At 45.7% G+C, this 15,037-nt stretch carries 16 protein-coding genes; 3 read left to right on the top strand and 13 right to left on the bottom strand.

All coding sequences use genetic code 11. From position 1 onward, the window contains the following. Positions 1–4 precede the first annotated feature (4 nt). Together HWI92_RS11995 and rho are read right to left on the bottom strand one after the other, a co-directional pair. Positions 5–529 (bottom strand): hypothetical protein, encoded by a 525-nt coding sequence (locus tag HWI92_RS11995; RefSeq protein WP_204664060.1) that lies wholly within the window; start codon positions 527–529, stop codon positions 5–7. Between the two features lie 108 nt (positions 530–637). Continuing rightward, positions 638–2,479 carry a transcription termination factor Rho gene (rho, locus tag HWI92_RS11990; RefSeq protein WP_204664058.1) on the bottom strand — a complete coding sequence of 614 codons (1,842 nt, stop codon included), beginning with the start codon at positions 2,477–2,479 and terminating at the stop codon, positions 638–640. A 473-nt stretch (positions 2,480–2,952) separates the two neighbouring features. Between rho and HWI92_RS11985 the strand changes: the two genes are divergently transcribed. The 3 genes from HWI92_RS11985 (at position 2,953) to lptC (ending at position 5,540) form a co-directional block, all read left to right on the top strand. Further along, positions 2,953–3,675: a type III pantothenate kinase gene (locus HWI92_RS11985; protein ID WP_204664056.1), complete on the top strand. Its 723-nt coding sequence runs from the start codon at positions 2,953–2,955 to the stop codon at positions 3,673–3,675. Beyond that, positions 3,659–4,951, top strand: a complete 1,293-nt coding sequence (bamG, locus tag HWI92_RS11980; RefSeq protein WP_229249335.1) for a BamG family beta-barrel-assembly machinery protein — start codon at positions 3,659–3,661, stop codon at positions 4,949–4,951. Before HWI92_RS11985 ends, bamG begins: the two co-directional genes overlap by 17 nt. Before the next feature lie 70 nt (positions 4,952–5,021). Continuing rightward, positions 5,022–5,540 carry an LPS export ABC transporter periplasmic protein LptC gene (gene lptC, locus HWI92_RS11975; RefSeq protein ID WP_204664504.1) on the top strand — a complete coding sequence of 173 codons (519 nt, stop codon included), beginning with the start codon at positions 5,022–5,024 and terminating at the stop codon, positions 5,538–5,540. On the opposite strand, the gene HWI92_RS11970 is transcribed toward lptC, so the two are convergent. From HWI92_RS11970 to HWI92_RS11920, 11 genes are all read right to left on the bottom strand, one after another. Next, positions 5,534–5,947, bottom strand: a complete 414-nt coding sequence (locus HWI92_RS11970) for a c-type cytochrome (protein WP_204664055.1) — start codon at positions 5,945–5,947, stop codon at positions 5,534–5,536. The two genes, lptC and HWI92_RS11970, sit on opposite strands and share 7 nt — an antisense overlap. Before the next feature lie 10 nt (positions 5,948–5,957). Beyond that, positions 5,958–6,617: an SCO family protein gene (locus HWI92_RS11965; protein ID WP_374757888.1), complete on the bottom strand. Its 660-nt coding sequence runs from the start codon at positions 6,615–6,617 to the stop codon at positions 5,958–5,960. A 7-nt stretch (positions 6,618–6,624) separates the two neighbouring features. Next, positions 6,625–7,056, bottom strand: coding sequence for a viral A-type inclusion protein (locus HWI92_RS11960; RefSeq protein WP_204664053.1), 432 nt, complete (start codon positions 7,054–7,056; stop codon positions 6,625–6,627). Positions 7,057–7,074: 18 nt separating this feature from the next. Beyond that, positions 7,075–8,730, bottom strand: a complete 1,656-nt coding sequence (recN, locus tag HWI92_RS11955; protein ID WP_204664051.1) for a DNA repair protein RecN — start codon at positions 8,728–8,730, stop codon at positions 7,075–7,077. A 104-nt stretch (positions 8,731–8,834) separates the two neighbouring features. Continuing rightward, positions 8,835–9,059: a hypothetical protein gene (locus HWI92_RS11950; RefSeq protein ID WP_204664049.1), complete on the bottom strand. Its 225-nt coding sequence runs from the start codon at positions 9,057–9,059 to the stop codon at positions 8,835–8,837. A 21-nt stretch (positions 9,060–9,080) separates the two neighbouring features. Further along, complete coding sequence (gene porD, locus HWI92_RS11945; RefSeq protein ID WP_445447113.1) at positions 9,081–9,992, bottom strand: type IX secretion system protein PorD; 912 nt, start codon at positions 9,990–9,992, stop codon at positions 9,081–9,083. Continuing rightward, positions 9,992–11,197, bottom strand: coding sequence for a bifunctional phosphopantothenoylcysteine decarboxylase/phosphopantothenate--cysteine ligase CoaBC (coaBC, locus tag HWI92_RS11940; RefSeq protein WP_204664044.1), 1,206 nt, complete (start codon positions 11,195–11,197; stop codon positions 9,992–9,994). The genes porD and coaBC overlap by 1 nt, the downstream gene beginning before the upstream one ends. A gap of 129 nt (positions 11,198–11,326) precedes the next feature. Then, positions 11,327–11,638 carry a DNA-directed RNA polymerase subunit omega gene (locus HWI92_RS11935; protein WP_204664500.1) on the bottom strand — a complete coding sequence of 104 codons (312 nt, stop codon included), beginning with the start codon at positions 11,636–11,638 and terminating at the stop codon, positions 11,327–11,329. 47 nt (positions 11,639–11,685) lie between these two features. Next, complete coding sequence (locus tag HWI92_RS11930; protein ID WP_204664042.1) at positions 11,686–12,594, bottom strand: outer membrane protein assembly factor BamD; 909 nt, start codon at positions 12,592–12,594, stop codon at positions 11,686–11,688. A gap of 73 nt (positions 12,595–12,667) precedes the next feature. After that, positions 12,668–13,279, bottom strand: a complete 612-nt coding sequence (locus tag HWI92_RS11925; protein WP_204664040.1) for a T9SS type A sorting domain-containing protein — start codon at positions 13,277–13,279, stop codon at positions 12,668–12,670. Between the two features lie 167 nt (positions 13,280–13,446). Beyond that, positions 13,447–14,949, bottom strand: a complete 1,503-nt coding sequence (locus tag HWI92_RS11920) for an OstA-like protein (protein ID WP_229249333.1) — start codon at positions 14,947–14,949, stop codon at positions 13,447–13,449. Positions 14,950–15,037 lie beyond the last annotated feature (88 nt).

The raw sequence follows: 15,037 nt of genomic DNA, 5'->3' as shown, positions 1-15,037 counted from the left end.
GAAATCAGGGTGTGTTACTGGATGTTGTATCAGCTACTTGTATTTCAATGCCGCCATGAATGGAGTCCAGCTTGTTGGCAGGCTCGGGTATCAGGCGGCTTCGCAATGTGAATATAGAGTCGGGAAGGCGTCGCCGCAGAAAAAATCTTCTTACACTTACCGCCCGCGCCAGTCCAAGATTTCTGAACAAGGTAGGATTAATTTCGTCGGGGTGAAAAGAGCCGGTAATAGTCACCAGGCTGGAAGGATTCACAGCCAGGTAAATGGCCAGAGAGTCAAGCTCTTTGACGACGGGTGCGAAGTTTGCGGAATCATCTGACTTTGCAAAGCTGATTTCTCCTCTTGAAACCAGCTTAAAACCATTTTCTCCGTTAATGCTGAGATTGTTATAAACCGGCGTGGAGTCAGTGGACGTTTGCTGTGCCTCGGCATTAAAATAGAAGTGCTCTATTTTAAATACATGCCAGTAAAGGGATCCGGACATCCAGAAAATGAGGAGAATCCACCATAAAACCCGGGTTCTGTACATGTAGTGTGATAAAGTTTTTTCTAAATAAAGCCTGCTGATTAGTTGGAAATGGCTATTCGAAGCTGTGTGTATAAGAAAAGAGCCCGAGTAAACTACTCAGGCTCTTTTTTACCGGTTCATGGAGATGAGGAACTCTTCATTGTTCCGCGTCCCTTTCATATGTTCGAGCAGGAAGTCCATAGACTCCATTGCATTCATATCGGACATGTGCTTGCGCAGGATCCACACTTTTTTCAGTGTTTCTTTATCCAGCAGGAGATCTTCACGACGTGTACCGGACGCCATCACATCAATTGCAGGGAATACGCGCTTGTTGGACAACTTCCGATCCAACTGCAGTTCCATGTTACCGGTACCTTTGAATTCTTCAAAGATTACCTCATCCATTTTGGAACCTGTATCAATCAGGGCTGTGGCAATAATCGTCAGCGAGCCGCCATTCTCAACATTCCGCGCCGCTCCGAAGAATCTTTTCGGCTTGTGCAATGCATTGGCATCCACACCACCTGAAAGTATTTTTCCGGACGAAGGTACTACTGTATTATACGCCCTTGCCAGACGGGTGATAGAATCGAGTAGGATCACTACATCATGACCGCATTCCACCATTCTTTTTGCTTTCTCCAAAACAATGCTCGCCACTTTCACGTGACGGTCGGCTTGCTCATCAAAGGTCGATGCAATAACTTCTGCACGTACGCTCCGCTGCATATCCGTTACCTCTTCCGGACGTTCGTCGATCAGCAGGATCAAAAGGAATACTTCCGGGTGGTTGCGGGTAATTGCATTTGCAATTTCCTTTAAAAGAACCGTTTTACCTGTTTTTGGCTGGGCAACGATCATTCCACGCTGACCTTTCCCAATGGGTGCAAACAGATCCAGGATACGTGTCGAATATTGCTCCGGACGTGAGCTCAGGCGAAGGCATTCTTCCGGGAAGAGAGGGGTCAGGTATTCAAAAGGAATACGGTCCCTGATTTCTTCGGTGGTTTTACCATTTACCGTTTCCACGCGCAGGAGGGCAAAGTATTTTTCGCCTTCTTTGGGCGGACGGATCTGTCCTTTCACGGTATCACCTGTTTTCAGACCGAAAAGCTTGATCTGTGAAGGTGATACATAAATATCATCCGGGCTGGCCAGGTAATTGTAATCCGCAGAGCGCAGGAAGCCGTAGCCACCGTCCTGCATGATTTCAAGTACCCCTTCATTGACGATCAGACCATCAAATTCGCGGACGTAATTGTTATAGTTGCGTTTAATTTTAGAAGAAGGATCTTCGCGCTGAATGTTCTGCTGACGATCGGCTCCTTCCTGATTATTCGGGTTATTATTATTCTGACGTGCATTGCGGTCATCCCGTCCTGCCGGAGCATTTTCGGATGTTCGCTCAGCTGTTTTTTCCGGTGACACTTCCGGTGCCTGTGAAGCTTCGGGTTCCGCCTGTGCTGGTGCAGGGGCAGCTCCAAGATCATTCAGCGTATCGTTGTCCGAATCAACATCCGCCGGGAAGTCGAGGTTTGGACTGCGTTCGCGTACAGGAGCAGGGCGTTCAGTACCGTTTTCTGCTTTACTTTCCGCAGAAGTATGTGCATCGTGGGAAGGAGCTCTGTCTTCTGCCACGATCGGCTCAAAAAGCGAGGGCAGATTTCCCTGGTTTTCTTTCCTGTTTTTACCCTGACGCAGGTTATTTTGCTTTACAGCAACCGGTGTAGGTTCTACAGGTCGCCGTGCCCTTTTCTTTTTAGGCTCGTCTGTGCCTGCTAACCCAGTATCTTCATCATCAGTAGCAACTGGTGCCGAATTGGCAGCAGCAGGTGCTTCCTGTTGCGTTAAAATCCTGTTAATCAATTCTTTTTTTGGGAGTTTATTGTGATCGGGTATCCCAAGACTACCTGCTATTTCTCTAAGCTCGGAAAGGAGCTTAATGTTCAATTCATCAATTGTAGGCATACGAAAAATGAAAAGTAAAGTAAGACTTTACCAATGGTCATTGTGTTTGTGAATTTTTATTGAGTACGATCCTTGAAAAATCCAGGATTACGGATGGTCTTAGCTACCAGAACAGCGGTTTTTCAGGAGGAAACACCGGGGGAGGGACCTTTCGATCTTAAAAATTACGTTGGATCAACTGAAAGTTTGCAATTATAAAAATTGGAGTATAGACAATAAATCGGCAAGATTTTAAAAACCTCGATAACGTTGAGAGCTATCGCGAGATGGATTTGGGATTTATAAGTCAATACCGGACTTAGTGAAACGAAGGTAAGTAATTGAAGTTTCACATCCAAAAAACAAACTCAAAAACATAGCATGATAGTTCCTGAAAAAACGTATTTTATTGCAAATGAGCGTCTTTTAAAGAACTTACGGCACGGCTGCATTGCGATTTTCCTTCTAAATTTGCGAAAAGATCTGGATTAAATATGAATGTAGTAATTGATTCCGGCAACACTTTTTCCAAGGTCGGCTGGTTTGAAAATGAAAAACTCTTACGCTATACGACACGCCTGGAATTTGCTGAAATGATCGCCGAAGTGCGGAGCCAGCGTCCCGAACATGTACTTTTTTCGTCCGTCAGCACCACTGTCGAAGAGTTTGTGCATGCACTTGATCTTCCTTCAAACATTTTAAGCCTTACGCCTGACACTCCGCTGCCTGTTACCAAAAATTACGACACCCCGCATACGCTCGGTGCGGATCGTATAGCTGCTGCTACCGGGGCAAACTACCTGTATCCGCAGGAAAACGTGCTGGTAATTGATATGGGTACCTGCATTACCTATGATCTCGTGGATCAGATGGCCGTATTTCAGGGCGGATTGATTTCTCCGGGTGTGAAAATGCGATTTAAGGCTATGCATACGTTCACTAAGAGGCTTCCGCTGGTGGAAGAGGAGAAAAATCCCGCGTTCATCGGCAAAAGTACCCGGTCCGCTATTTCAAGTGGTGTTATGAATGGGGTGCAGGCCGAAATGGAAGGAATAATTGCACGCTATCGTCACAGTTACCCCGATTTGCGCGTAGTATTATGCGGTGGCGACGCTCCATTTTTTGAAAGTAGCCTGAAACCACCCATCTTTGCGGTGCCCGAACTCGTTTTAATTGGACTGAACAGAATTTTAACATATAATGTCTCTTTACAGTAGATTCAGATTATTCACTTTAAGCATTTTACAACTCTCCTTGTTTTTCGGGCTGCATAAGGAAGCAAGTGCCCAGGGATTGGGAAATTCGCCATATTCTTCACTGGGAATGGGGGAGTTTTACGGAGAGGGGTTTTCTGATAATACCGGTATGGGGCAGTCGGGTGTAAGTACCGCAAGCGGCTTTCAGATCAACAATCTGAATCCCGCATTATGGGTACGTAACAGGTTTACCACCCTTGACATAGGTCTTATTGGCCAGTACAAGGATATTACGTCTGGCAGCCGTAACCAGCGGAATGCGGGCGGTAACCTGGGGTATGTTTCACTGGCTTTTCCGGTACATCCGCGCTGGGTCATTGGGGTGAGTATCAAGCCTTACAGCTTTGTGGATTACGGTGATTCTACCAGTCGCCAGGTACAGGGTACCGGCGCGATCGCCAACTATTTCACCACCGGTAAAGGTGGCCTGAACAAAGCGTCCATTACCAATTCTGTACAAATAAATAGATACCTGAGTCTGGGTCTCGAAACTTCCTACTTTTTTGGAAACGTAAGAAAAGCCACGGAAGTGTCACTTCCCGTGTCCGGATCGGGAGATTACCTGGTGAGCCTTAATGAGCGTACAACCTACTCGGATATTGCTTTCCGAGCCGGCGCAGCAGTACGTGTTCCATTGAAAAAAAATAAGGTGAACCTGAACCTGGGCGGAGCATATAGTTTTGGTGCAAATATCAATTCCAACCAGACAACCTCTTTTGAGGTTACCCAGAATTCCTTTCCTGTTTTACAGCCCGATACATTGTCGAATAACTTAGGCGGCATTCTTAAAACACCTAATCAGTTTCAGGCTGGTGCAAGTCTCGAGTGGCCATTGAAATTTGTCATTTCAGCCGACTATAACAGACAGTACTGGTCGCAATACCGGGGATTTGCTGGTGCCGACGATAACCTTCGTGATGTTGGCCGCATTAATGTGGGTGCCGAGTGGCTTCCTAAGTTTACCTCTCTGAAATATCTGGATATCGTACGTTATCGCATAGGTTTCAGTTATGGATCTACTCCTTATATGATCAACAATCGAGACATAAAGGATGCGAGCGTGAGCCTGGGAATTACATTTCCGATGGGCCGGGGTTATCAGAACCTTATTTCGTTTGCCTTCGTCGGCGGACAGCGCGGAGGTACCGGCTCAGGTTTGATACGCGAGCGATACGGTCGCGTGGTGTTAGGAATTACCCTGTTGGAAAGATGGTTCCAGAAACAGAAAATTGACTAGAATGCATTACAGGTCAGATTTTATACAAGCATGGAAAGAAGATAAATTTTTATCTTCTTTTTGTATTTTGATGGTACTGAGTTCGGTCTTTTTCCAGTCGTGTACCGAAAAGCCGAATAAAGAAGGTGCTGTGTATACGGGACCTATCGAAATCATCAACAACGTAGAGGTCAAATACAGTGAGCAGGGTAAATCCAAGGTGGTGGTACGGACACCACGTTCATTTGGTTATCAGAATGAATCCAAAGTATTCCCGGATACCATTAACATCAGCTTCTATGATACACTTGGGACGGTACAAACTACGCTGCGCTCCGACTCTGGCCGGTACGACCATAATGCCGACGTGTACATTGTAAAAGGAAATGTGCGGGTTGTAAAATCAGAGACACAGGAAATACTGACCACTTCGGAGTTGTTCTGGAGTCCGCGAACCAGGAAAGTATTTACGGAAAAAGCATTGTCCGTCAGAAACAAGAGGACGGCAGAAGTGACCGATGCTATCGGCATGGATGCAGAGCAGGACTTTACCCGTATCAAATTCAGGAAAGCTACCGGCGTGTATAAATTTTCCGGAGTACCTCAGTAAGGTTTGCAGGCAGCCAGTGCAGTCGTAACCTGATCGACGGGCGTGTACAGGCTGTCTTTTCCCCACTTCATATTCACGTAAGTGATAATTTCTGCAATTTCAAGGTCTTTCAGGCGTGGGTTGGCAGGCATTGGACGATTAAATGGTTTTCCATTTACCGAAATGGTACCCTGCATTCCATTCCGGATAATGCATGCGAGCTGCGCCTTGCCAGCAATTATATTCGAGCCGGAAATGGGCGGATACAAGTTAGACATTCCCTTTCCATCAGCCTGGTGACAGTTTGCACAATGCGTAGTAAAAAGCTGGTAGCCTTCCGCAAAGTACTGTTCACTTTTCAGCTCTTCTTTGCTTTGGCAAGCGTAAACAAACGGGCATAACAGTAAGAAAAATGCTCTTTTTATCATTATACCGACGTTATTTACTGTACTCTACCCGTAGCTTTTCAATGTCAGCAATCAGCTTCTGCGCGCCTTCGTCAGTAGTGCCGTCGTACATGCCACGTACTCGTTTGTCTTTGTCTACCAATACAAACGCACCGCTGTGGATGAAGCCTCCTTCTGCGGTTTTATCCTCTTTGAGTGTCGACAAATAATGTTTTTCGCCTATTTCATACACCTTCTCCTTCGGCCCGTTCAGGAATTGCCACTGGGTACCGGTAATCCCCAGGTCCGTAGCATACTTATCGAGCACCTGCGGCGTATCATGTTCAGGATCAATGGTATGTGACAGGATCATGACATCCGGGCTGCCTTTGATTTTATCATAAACTTTAATCATCTGCCTTTTCATAATCGGGCAAATGGTTGGGCAACTCGTAAAAAAGAAGTCGGCTACGTAAATTTTGTCTTTAACAATTGCCTCCGAAACCGTATCTCCTTTTTGATTGACGAATGAAAATGGCGGAATGGTATTGTAAATGGTATCCGTAACTTCCTTGCCTTCAGCATTATTTTTAACCACATCCCGCTCGCCATAGATCGGGAGCTTATTATCGGAGCCGCCACAGGAAAATAGCATGATCGCAAGCGCCGGCAGTAGCAGGAAAGGCATGAGCCTGTGAACCTTGAAATACATAATTTATTTACTCTAAAAAAGTTTTTGCGTCCTGTACGGACTTCAATGTAACTTGTTTGACTTGCAGGATTTTTTCTCTTTCCTTTTCAAAATAGGCAGTAGCCTCAGCTCCTTTCAGCTTTTTAGCTGAATCACCCCGGTACGCATGCATCCAATCCATCATAAGTTTATCAGCGTCACTTAATTTCTGGTTCAAATCCACAGCCTTTATGCGTTCTCCGGCAACCGTATTGCTGCTGATACCTTCATTCTGCAGACTGTCCATATTCTGAATTTTCTTTGACAGTTTGGCTTTCAGCGACATGATAGCGTCCATTTGCGGCATTACCTCGTCGTGGATTGCCAGTACTTCTGCTTCCAGATCCGCAACTTTGTCTTTCTCGGCCTGGTTGCTGCAGGCCAGTGTTGTCATCAGCAGGAGGGGTAATATTCTTTTCATTACAAAATGTTCGTTAGGCTATTCTTTTAAAATCATTTCGCGCGCATTAGTCAGGACTGCCTGGGACGGATTGTGACCGCCGATCATCTGCGCTATTTCCTGAACGCGCTCTTCGATTGTAAGCTTACGGATATTGCTGACCGTTTTATCTGACGAATGATCTTTATATACAAAGTAATGGGCAGTTCCGTTGCTGGCAATCTGATGAAGGTGTGTGATGGCGATAATCTGGTGCTTACCGGACATGTTCTGCATCATTTTACCCATTTTCTTCGCAATTTCTCCCGAAACGCCCGTATCAATTTCGTCAAAAATGATGGTCGGAAGCTGACGTTTGTCGGCCAGTATGTATTTAATAACCATCATGAGGCGGGAAAATTCCCCGCCGGATGCTATAAATTTCAATTCTTGTGGCGCAATACCCTTATTGGCACTGAAAAGCAGTGAAACGGAATCAATTCCGTGTGATGAAGGTGCAATTTCAGTGATATGCACCGAAAGGGAAGCATTCGGGATGCCTAGCTCTATCAGGCGTTCCAGTATCTGTTTTTCGATCGCGGCCGTAACCTGATGCCTTTTGCGGGACAGGTTTGCTGCACTTTTGAGCATAGCTTCCCGGGCAGATAGCGCCGCTTTCTCGGCTTTCGCAAGTTCTTCATCCAGGTTCAGTACAATGCCGATTTTTTCTTCGAGTTGCTCCTGAATCGCGATCAGTTCCTCGACGGCGCTTGCCTGGTGTTTTTTCAGCAGGGTATAAATGGCATTCAGCCGTTCCTGTACAATATCGGCCCGCGCCGGATCTACGTCTACGGCGTGATTCGTCTGGTCAATTTCATCAGCAAGGTCACGCAGCTCGATCAGCGCACTTTGCGCCCGCTCGCGCAAGGCATCGTACGACGGAACAAGCCGGGCAGCCTGTCCGAGCGCACTGACTGACGATTTCAGCAGTTCTAAAATTGCATTCTCGGGACTGTCCAGGTAGGCATGTGCGAGTTGTAAGCGCTCTTTGATCTCCACCGCATTTTCGAGCAGTGTCAGTTCCTGTTCCAGTTGCTCCTGCTCGCCGCTGCGTAAATTGGCATTGCTTAGTTCCTGGTACAAGAATGTATCATAATCCGACTCTTTCCGTAGTTGATGTGCTCTGCTTTTAAGCTGTTCAAAAGCCTTTGCGGCATCCTGGTATTTCCGGTATTTTTCAGAATATGACCTGACCAGCTCACCGTTTCCGGCAAATGTATCGACTACCTGCAACTGAAATTCGTTGTTCCCCAGCATCACCGAGTCGTGCTGGGAATGGATATCGAGCAGTTGCCCGCCTACACGTTTCAGCGTGTCGAGATTTACGGGTGTATCATTGATAAATGCGCGGGACTTACCCTGGGCGGAAATTTCACGCCGGATAATGCATTCACTTGTAAAATCAAGATTCTCGTCCTCGAAGGAGGCACCCAGGTCATAGCCGGAAAGGTCAAAGTAACCCTCAATCACGCACTTTTCACTTTTATCATAAAGTGCTTTTACGTCGGCCCGGTTGCCCAGAAGCAGTCCGATTGCGCCCAGCATAATGGACTTACCTGCTCCTGTTTCGCCTGTGATAATGTTTAGGCCGGGATCCGGGGACATTTCCAGGTGCTTAATGAGCGCGTAATTTTTAATCAGCAGATTCGAAAGCATATTGATATAGGAGAAGCGGCCGGTGTGCGACGACCATTACCATCGCTGGCCATTGGGTACGAATATAATCAGCGTATTCGTATTTCAAAATTCCTTTTCATACCTCATGCTTCCACCTTGTCGTACACAATCTCATAAAGGTCGGTAAAAGCAAAATAATGCTGATGAAATCTGGTGTCGGTCAGGGTTATACCACCCACTTGTACCGATTCTATTTTTCCAAAAACCGAATTTCCCCGGCGGGTCACGGCGTGGACCATAATAGGCGGAAGTTCGCGAAGTGCATCGTGAAAGCCGGGGGCAGAAATCCTGACTAATCTTTTACTCATAAGTTATCAGATACTCCCTGCTTACAGCGACAGGCGCTCGTAAAGCTGGGTTTTGGAAGGATCAAGGCTTGTTAGTATAGCATAGGCACGGTTACGTTCTTCCTGCTGTCCCTCAATCATAATCTTGAACAGTTCTTCCGATTTGGCATCAAAAAAAGAGTTTACCACCACGCTCGCCGGCCTGAGTCTGGCGACTTCCTGTACAATGTTGAGAAAGTCCAGTACGCGTGTCCGGGTCTCTGCCGGATTTTGCGTTGCCACGTCAAGCCCCAGCCTGTAATATTGGTAAAGACCTTCACGGAAGGGGGTAAACTGCTGGCTCATCAAGTTCTCTACCAGCCAATACCTGTTTTTTGAATCACCATTGGAATCCCAGCCTCTTTTTGCCGGTGACGAGTTGCGGGCCTGATTTACAAGGTTAAATGCCTTTTGAACATAAGGACTCCCGCCCAGGTTGCTGAACGAATCATAATCGAAAATCAGAGCTACATTGGCGTAAAATGCAAGGATGTAAGGCAGCTCTTCCGTGTAGGTATTTTCATTAAAGTACAGCTGTGTATTAGGCAGATATGTAAATGTGAAGTTCTTATCTACATACGTGAAAAGGACGGTTTCGTAGTTGGAGTTATAAACAGGCCGTGAAACGATCAGCTGCGCATTTCCTTCATAATTTCCCTGACTTACCGAGCGGGTAAGGTTGACATTGAGCTTGCACTTGATCTTCTCCTCTTTCCCGAACTCATCATTGGTCCACCGGGTATTATTCAGAAAATCGTTCATGTAGGTTTGCAGCTGACCCATGGATTGCGGGTCGGTTTTCTGCTGCGATACCAGTTGTTCGTAGTTCAGGTTTACAGTAAACTGAAATTCCTGTCCTATCGCATTGATTTGCCATGCAAACATGCTGATACAAGTCAATAGCAGCTTTTTCATCATGCTTCGCTCCATTTTTCCAAAACTATATTCAGGATATCCAAGGCTACTTCATCTTTCGGTTTCAAGCTGAAATGCCTTACATTTTCATTCCTGTCAATAACGGTAATTTTGTTGGTATCGTGTATAAATCCTGCACCAGGGTCGTTGAGTGAATTTAAGATAACATAATCAAAGTTTTTGGCAGTGAGCTTGCGCCTGGCATGTTCCAGCTCATTTTCGGTTTCGAGTGCAAATCCAATGATCAGCTGACCTTGTTTTTTCTGCTTGCCCAGTGTAGCCGCAATGTCGGGGGTGCGTGTCAGTTCCAGGCTCATCATTTCTTCCGATTTTTTGATCTTCTGCACAGCGCGATGGGCGGGCTTATAGTCTGCCACGGCGGCCGCAAAAATAACCAGGTCACTTTGGTCAAAGTGGCCCTGTGCAGCGTCAAGCATTTCGTCCGCACTGTTTACGTTAACCACATTCACATTTTCCATACTTGCTTTCACGGCTGTAGGGCCGCTGATCACGGTAACCTGTGCACCCGCGGCTGCAAATGCATCGGCAATTGCATAACCCATTTTTCCTGAAGACCGGTTGCTGATAAACCGAACCGGATCGAGGGCTTCCACCGTCGGGCCTGCGGTGATCAGGACACGCTTGCCAGCTGCCACTGTTTGCCGGGAAAAAAAAGCATTGAGCTGCGATACAATGGACTCCGGTTCAGCTAGGCGGCCTTCGCCGGATAATCCGCTGGCAAGTTCTCCCGCGCCCGGGTGGATCAGATAATTGCCAAATGAAAGCAGATTTGCAATGTTTTGCCTGGTGGAGGGATGCTGGTACATGTCCAGATCCATAGCAGGCGCAAAAAAAACAGGGCATCTCGCGGAAAGATAAACCGCTGTGAGCAGATCGTCGCAATGACCGGTAGCACAGCGGGACAATGCTTTTGCGGTTGCCGGAGCAATCACCATCACATCTGCCCAAAAGCCCAGCTCAACATGGTTGTTCCAGGTGCCGTCTTCATTGGCAAACTGGCTGGATACCGGATTTTTGGAAAGTACTGAGAGCGTGAGGGGAGTGATAAAGTCCTTTGCCGCCTCCGTCATGATGACTTTCACCTCGGCATGTGCTTTCACAAGCAATCGTACCACCAAGGCAGCTTTATAGGCAGCAATGCTTCCGCAAACGCCAAGCAGAATTTTCTTTCCCTGAAGATTCAATGTAGAAATGCGATTTCAATGGATCAATTAGGCAGGAAAGTTAATCAAGTAATCGTGAATGCATTGCTACAAAAAGCAAAAAACCAGCTGCAATTAGATTACAGCTGGCTTTCGTAGATGTTGGTTCAACTACTCTTCGGTTTGTTCGCGGTAGTTAAAGTACGTTTTTCCCTCGATAAACTCATCAATGGCGATGCTTCCCGCTTTCGGCATTCTTTCGTAGAATTTCGAAATTTCAATTTGCTCACGGTTTTCAAATACTTCTTCCAGGTTATCCACGCCTGATGCAAATTCAGCAAGCTTGTTGTTAAGCTCTTCTTTCATTTTGCTTGAAATCTGGCGGGCCCTTTTAGAAATCACTGAAACTGATTCGTAGAGGTTACCGGTAACATCCGCGATTTTATCAGTATCGCGAGTTATAATGGATGGATTGGTGGCCATATTCACTTCTTTCTTGTTTAATGTCATGTCAGTTGGTTTTCAGTTGTCTAAGGAGTTGCAGGAGTAGTCACCTTGGTAGGTCTGTTGGTGGAATCCGGCTGCGTTTCTTTTTGCTTAAGTTTTTCAACTTCTACTTTCGCGATTACGTCCAGGTGTTTCTGGCTGTCATCGAACATCTTCTCGGCATCCCGGTTGTACTTACCAGTCGGGTATTTATCGATCAATTCCTGATAAAATTTTACAACTTCCTGGTAGCGCTCTTTCTGCTTATCAACAAAACTGTTGCTGGCCAGATTGTATTGTGAATCCACTTTCAAAAAGGCAAGTTCCTCATTGAACTGTGAATCAGGAAAGTCCTTACGGAAATTGTCAATTGAGATCACCGCCGATTTCAGCGACATCATATTAAAGTCACTCACTTTATGATAAAGCTTTGCCTTTTCGTAGGCTTTCCTTTCCAGCTTGGCCCTCAGGTCGAGGATGTAGCGTGTACACTCTTCACGGAAAGGACTTTCGGGATATGTATTGATAAAGTCCTGCATAGCTGCAATGGCAGTATGCGTGCTGGTCTGGTCCAGTGTGTAGGGTGCGGAATCTTTATAAAGTGAAAAAGCATGCATGTACAACGCTTCCTGCGCATAATCGCTTCGGGCGTAAGTATCATAAAACTTTTTGAACAAAAACTGACTCGTGTTATACTGGCCCTGATGGTACTGGGAATATGCATAGTAGAACTGCGCCAGCTCGGACTCGGTACTTCCTTTCAGGAGGGGGATAAGCTCTTCGAAAAGCAGGCCGGAGTGATAGAAATCACCCTTTTTGTAGTACGCCATGGCAGCGTCATACTTCTGCTGATCTGTACCGGTTTTCTGCAGCTTGGAAAATTTACTGCATGATGTAATCGCAACAACGAAGAGGAATTGCAAGAAATAACTTGCCGGACTGTTTTTTCGCATATTAATGCAAAGATAATAAAAAAGCTACACCATCCATAACGAATGTGTAGCCTGTATAGTGTTAAATCTAAGCCTATTGCTGGTGTCTGACAAGCATTTTTTTGGTAGCTACCTTCTGACCATCCAGTGACAATTGGTAAAAGTAAAGTCCGGTAGGCATGTCCTTTGTGTTTACCCGCAGCTTGCGACCACTTTTATTTAGCGGAAGTTCTGCCATTTGAGATCCCAGCACATTGTAAATGATCAGCTTTGCATCCCGAACATTCGACATAATGTTATAATCCACATCAGCAAACTCGCTGGCAGGATTGGGATAAATATTGGACACTGAAATTTTTTCGTTTGCATATAGCTGCTCGTCAGCCCTGACCTGTCCTTCGGGAGATATATTTCTTCTTTCAGATGTTTTTTCAACAACTTCGGATGTGTTCACGCCCGTGCTTTCCGGAGCAGGTGTCGAAAACAGGATTGAGCGATAAAAATTGTTCAGAACGCCCGGGTTTTGAAGCGACAGCGGCTTGTAGCTCATACCAGAAGCAAGACCAGAAAATTTAACTTGGCCTGTTTGTGCCGCTTTTTTCTGGCCGGCCATATTCAGGCGGCTGCCTCCCGACACTGCCTGAGCACTAAGATCCAAGGAGATCATAGCCGAGATAAACATTAAAAAGAGTATAGTTTTTTTCATAGCGTATTATCAGGAATTCAGCACTTTACGTCATTTTTCAGTATAAGTGCACATTACAAAAATATACAGAAATAATTGTATGTTCAAAACATATTGTGCGAACAGCAAACTTTATTTTCTATCGGTAAAAAATCGTGCCTGCGCGCACCTAACTTGTTCTGTTTCACCTACGGCTCCTGCCACATGGTTTTTGCTTTGGTCGGCTTGTCTTTAATGCGCCAGTTAAACCCTTCCAGTTCCCGCTCCGTCTGTTTGATCTTAGAAGGTGGAATGAGGCGGCCGTCTGGCTTGCCGATGAATGCAATGCGACTTACTTTGCTATCCTGAAATAACAGGTTCATTCTTCCGCATTCCACCCGGTTTAATCCAATGCTTTTATTCTTATTATCAATCGCATAGTAGGCACTTTCTCCATTACCATCCACCAGAACCTGTTTCAGCTGATTATTTTTCTGAAAATAGGCATTGATGGTCCTGCCTTTTACCTGATTAAACTGCCGCACCAGCGTGTCTTCACTGATGACGAAGGACTTACTTTTAAGCAGCATGCGGTTGATCGCATTGTTGACCAGAAAAGCAGTAATCGAGTCAGCTTCCATTTGATAATGCTGGTCGCTCCAAAGCACAGGCTTCTGAAAAAACCGGATAACGGAGTCGGCCGAAGTATAGCTGATCGAATCACATTTGCCCTGAAAATCAGACTTGTAAATAAAAACATTCTTATGGCCAACAAGCTTACGCGTGCTGTCAACCTTGTTTTCGTACGAATAAAGCGTATCCGCCCGGATGTACAGCGTATCCTCTGAAACTACATTTCTCACGTATGCATGTCCAAATATTTTAGAAAAACCTTCGGCTTTCCAGTAGTATCCCTGATCTCCGTTGAGTACTGTTTTGTCTTTCTTGGCAACAATTACTACGTTGCCCTTTCCTTGCCCGTTGTTGCTTTTTCCATCCACTACCAGCGAATCTGCCGTAAGCGTGTAGGTTTCATTATCCACGGTGGTCCGGTTATGGAATGCAGATTCGGCGGATTCGGTATTGTACCTGCCCCGGGTTCCGGTTACTGTCCCATCCTTGTTGACAATTTTGGTCGCTCCGTTGAAGTATGACCATTTTGTAATGGAGTTGTAAAGGAGGGTATCCGTGGTAAGTGTATATTTTTTATTTACCAGCCTGACATTCTTGTAGTATGTGAATTCCTTCGTCTGCGTATTGTAGAATCCTTCTTTGCTGGTAAGTATATTTTCTTCGTCCACTGTACGTCCCGGCAGCTTGTAATTGGCAATACCCGACGCCATATTGTATTCAATTTTGCGCGTAGTCAATGTACGTTTACGATCTTTCATAATCGTTTTATTGCCACTCACGATCGCCAGGCGTGTGTTTCCATAGTAAAAAAGCGTATCGCCCGTGATTGTCACGGTATCACCCTGTACAATCTTTACATTCCCAAAAGCCTCAATAACATTCGTGTTGATGTTCTGAATTGCGAGATTGCTATACAACATCGCCCCCTTGTGCCTGAACACACCGTTTGTCACGCGTCTGGAGTCCACACCATTTTCATTAATGATTTCCAGCTCGTCTGATTTCAGGATTTCCACAAGATCCTCGTTCTTGGTTTGAGCTAGTACATTGGCGTTGAACCAGAAAGGAGATAAAAACATGAAAACAAAGAACGCCTTTTGCAAAATATTACCTTTGATAAGGATGACGCACAAATGTTTAAAAGGGTTGCACTTTATGTTGTAATTT

Source organism: Dyadobacter sandarakinus (assembly GCF_016894445.1).
Lineage (GTDB): Bacteria > Bacteroidota > Bacteroidia > Cytophagales > Spirosomataceae > Dyadobacter > Dyadobacter sandarakinus.
Note: the sequence above shows the minus strand (reverse complement) of the source record. Positions and strands in the feature narration are given on the sequence as shown.

Coding starts and splice junctions, on each gene's coding strand:
- HWI92_RS11995 (WP_204664060.1), bottom strand. CDS start 529: ATGTACAGAACCCGGGTTTTATGGTGGATTCTCCTCATTTTCTGGATG.
- rho (WP_204664058.1), bottom strand. CDS start 2,479: ATGCCTACAATTGATGAATTGAACATTAAGCTCCTTTCCGAGCTTAGA.
- HWI92_RS11985 (WP_204664056.1), top strand. CDS start 2,953: ATGAATGTAGTAATTGATTCCGGCAACACTTTTTCCAAGGTCGGCTGG.
- bamG (WP_229249335.1), top strand. CDS start 3,659: ATGTCTCTTTACAGTAGATTCAGATTATTCACTTTAAGCATTTTACAA.
- lptC (WP_204664504.1), top strand. CDS start 5,022: ATGGTACTGAGTTCGGTCTTTTTCCAGTCGTGTACCGAAAAGCCGAAT.
- HWI92_RS11970 (WP_204664055.1), bottom strand. CDS start 5,947: ATGATAAAAAGAGCATTTTTCTTACTGTTATGCCCGTTTGTTTACGCT.
- HWI92_RS11965 (WP_374757888.1), bottom strand. CDS start 6,617: ATGTATTTCAAGGTTCACAGGCTCATGCCTTTCCTGCTACTGCCGGCG.
- HWI92_RS11960 (WP_204664053.1), bottom strand. CDS start 7,056: ATGAAAAGAATATTACCCCTCCTGCTGATGACAACACTGGCCTGCAGC.
- recN (WP_204664051.1), bottom strand. CDS start 8,730: ATGCTTTCGAATCTGCTGATTAAAAATTACGCGCTCATTAAGCACCTG.
- HWI92_RS11950 (WP_204664049.1), bottom strand. CDS start 9,059: ATGAGTAAAAGATTAGTCAGGATTTCTGCCCCCGGCTTTCACGATGCA.
- porD (WP_445447113.1), bottom strand. CDS start 9,992: ATGAAAAAGCTGCTATTGACTTGTATCAGCATGTTTGCATGGCAAATC.
- HWI92_RS11935 (WP_204664500.1), bottom strand. CDS start 11,638: ATGGCCACCAATCCATCCATTATAACTCGCGATACTGATAAAATCGCG.
- HWI92_RS11930 (WP_204664042.1), bottom strand. CDS start 12,594: ATGCGAAAAAACAGTCCGGCAAGTTATTTCTTGCAATTCCTCTTCGTT.
- HWI92_RS11925 (WP_204664040.1), bottom strand. CDS start 13,279: ATGAAAAAAACTATACTCTTTTTAATGTTTATCTCGGCTATGATCTCC.
- HWI92_RS11920 (WP_229249333.1), bottom strand. CDS start 14,949: ATGTTTTTATCTCCTTTCTGGTTCAACGCCAATGTACTAGCTCAAACC.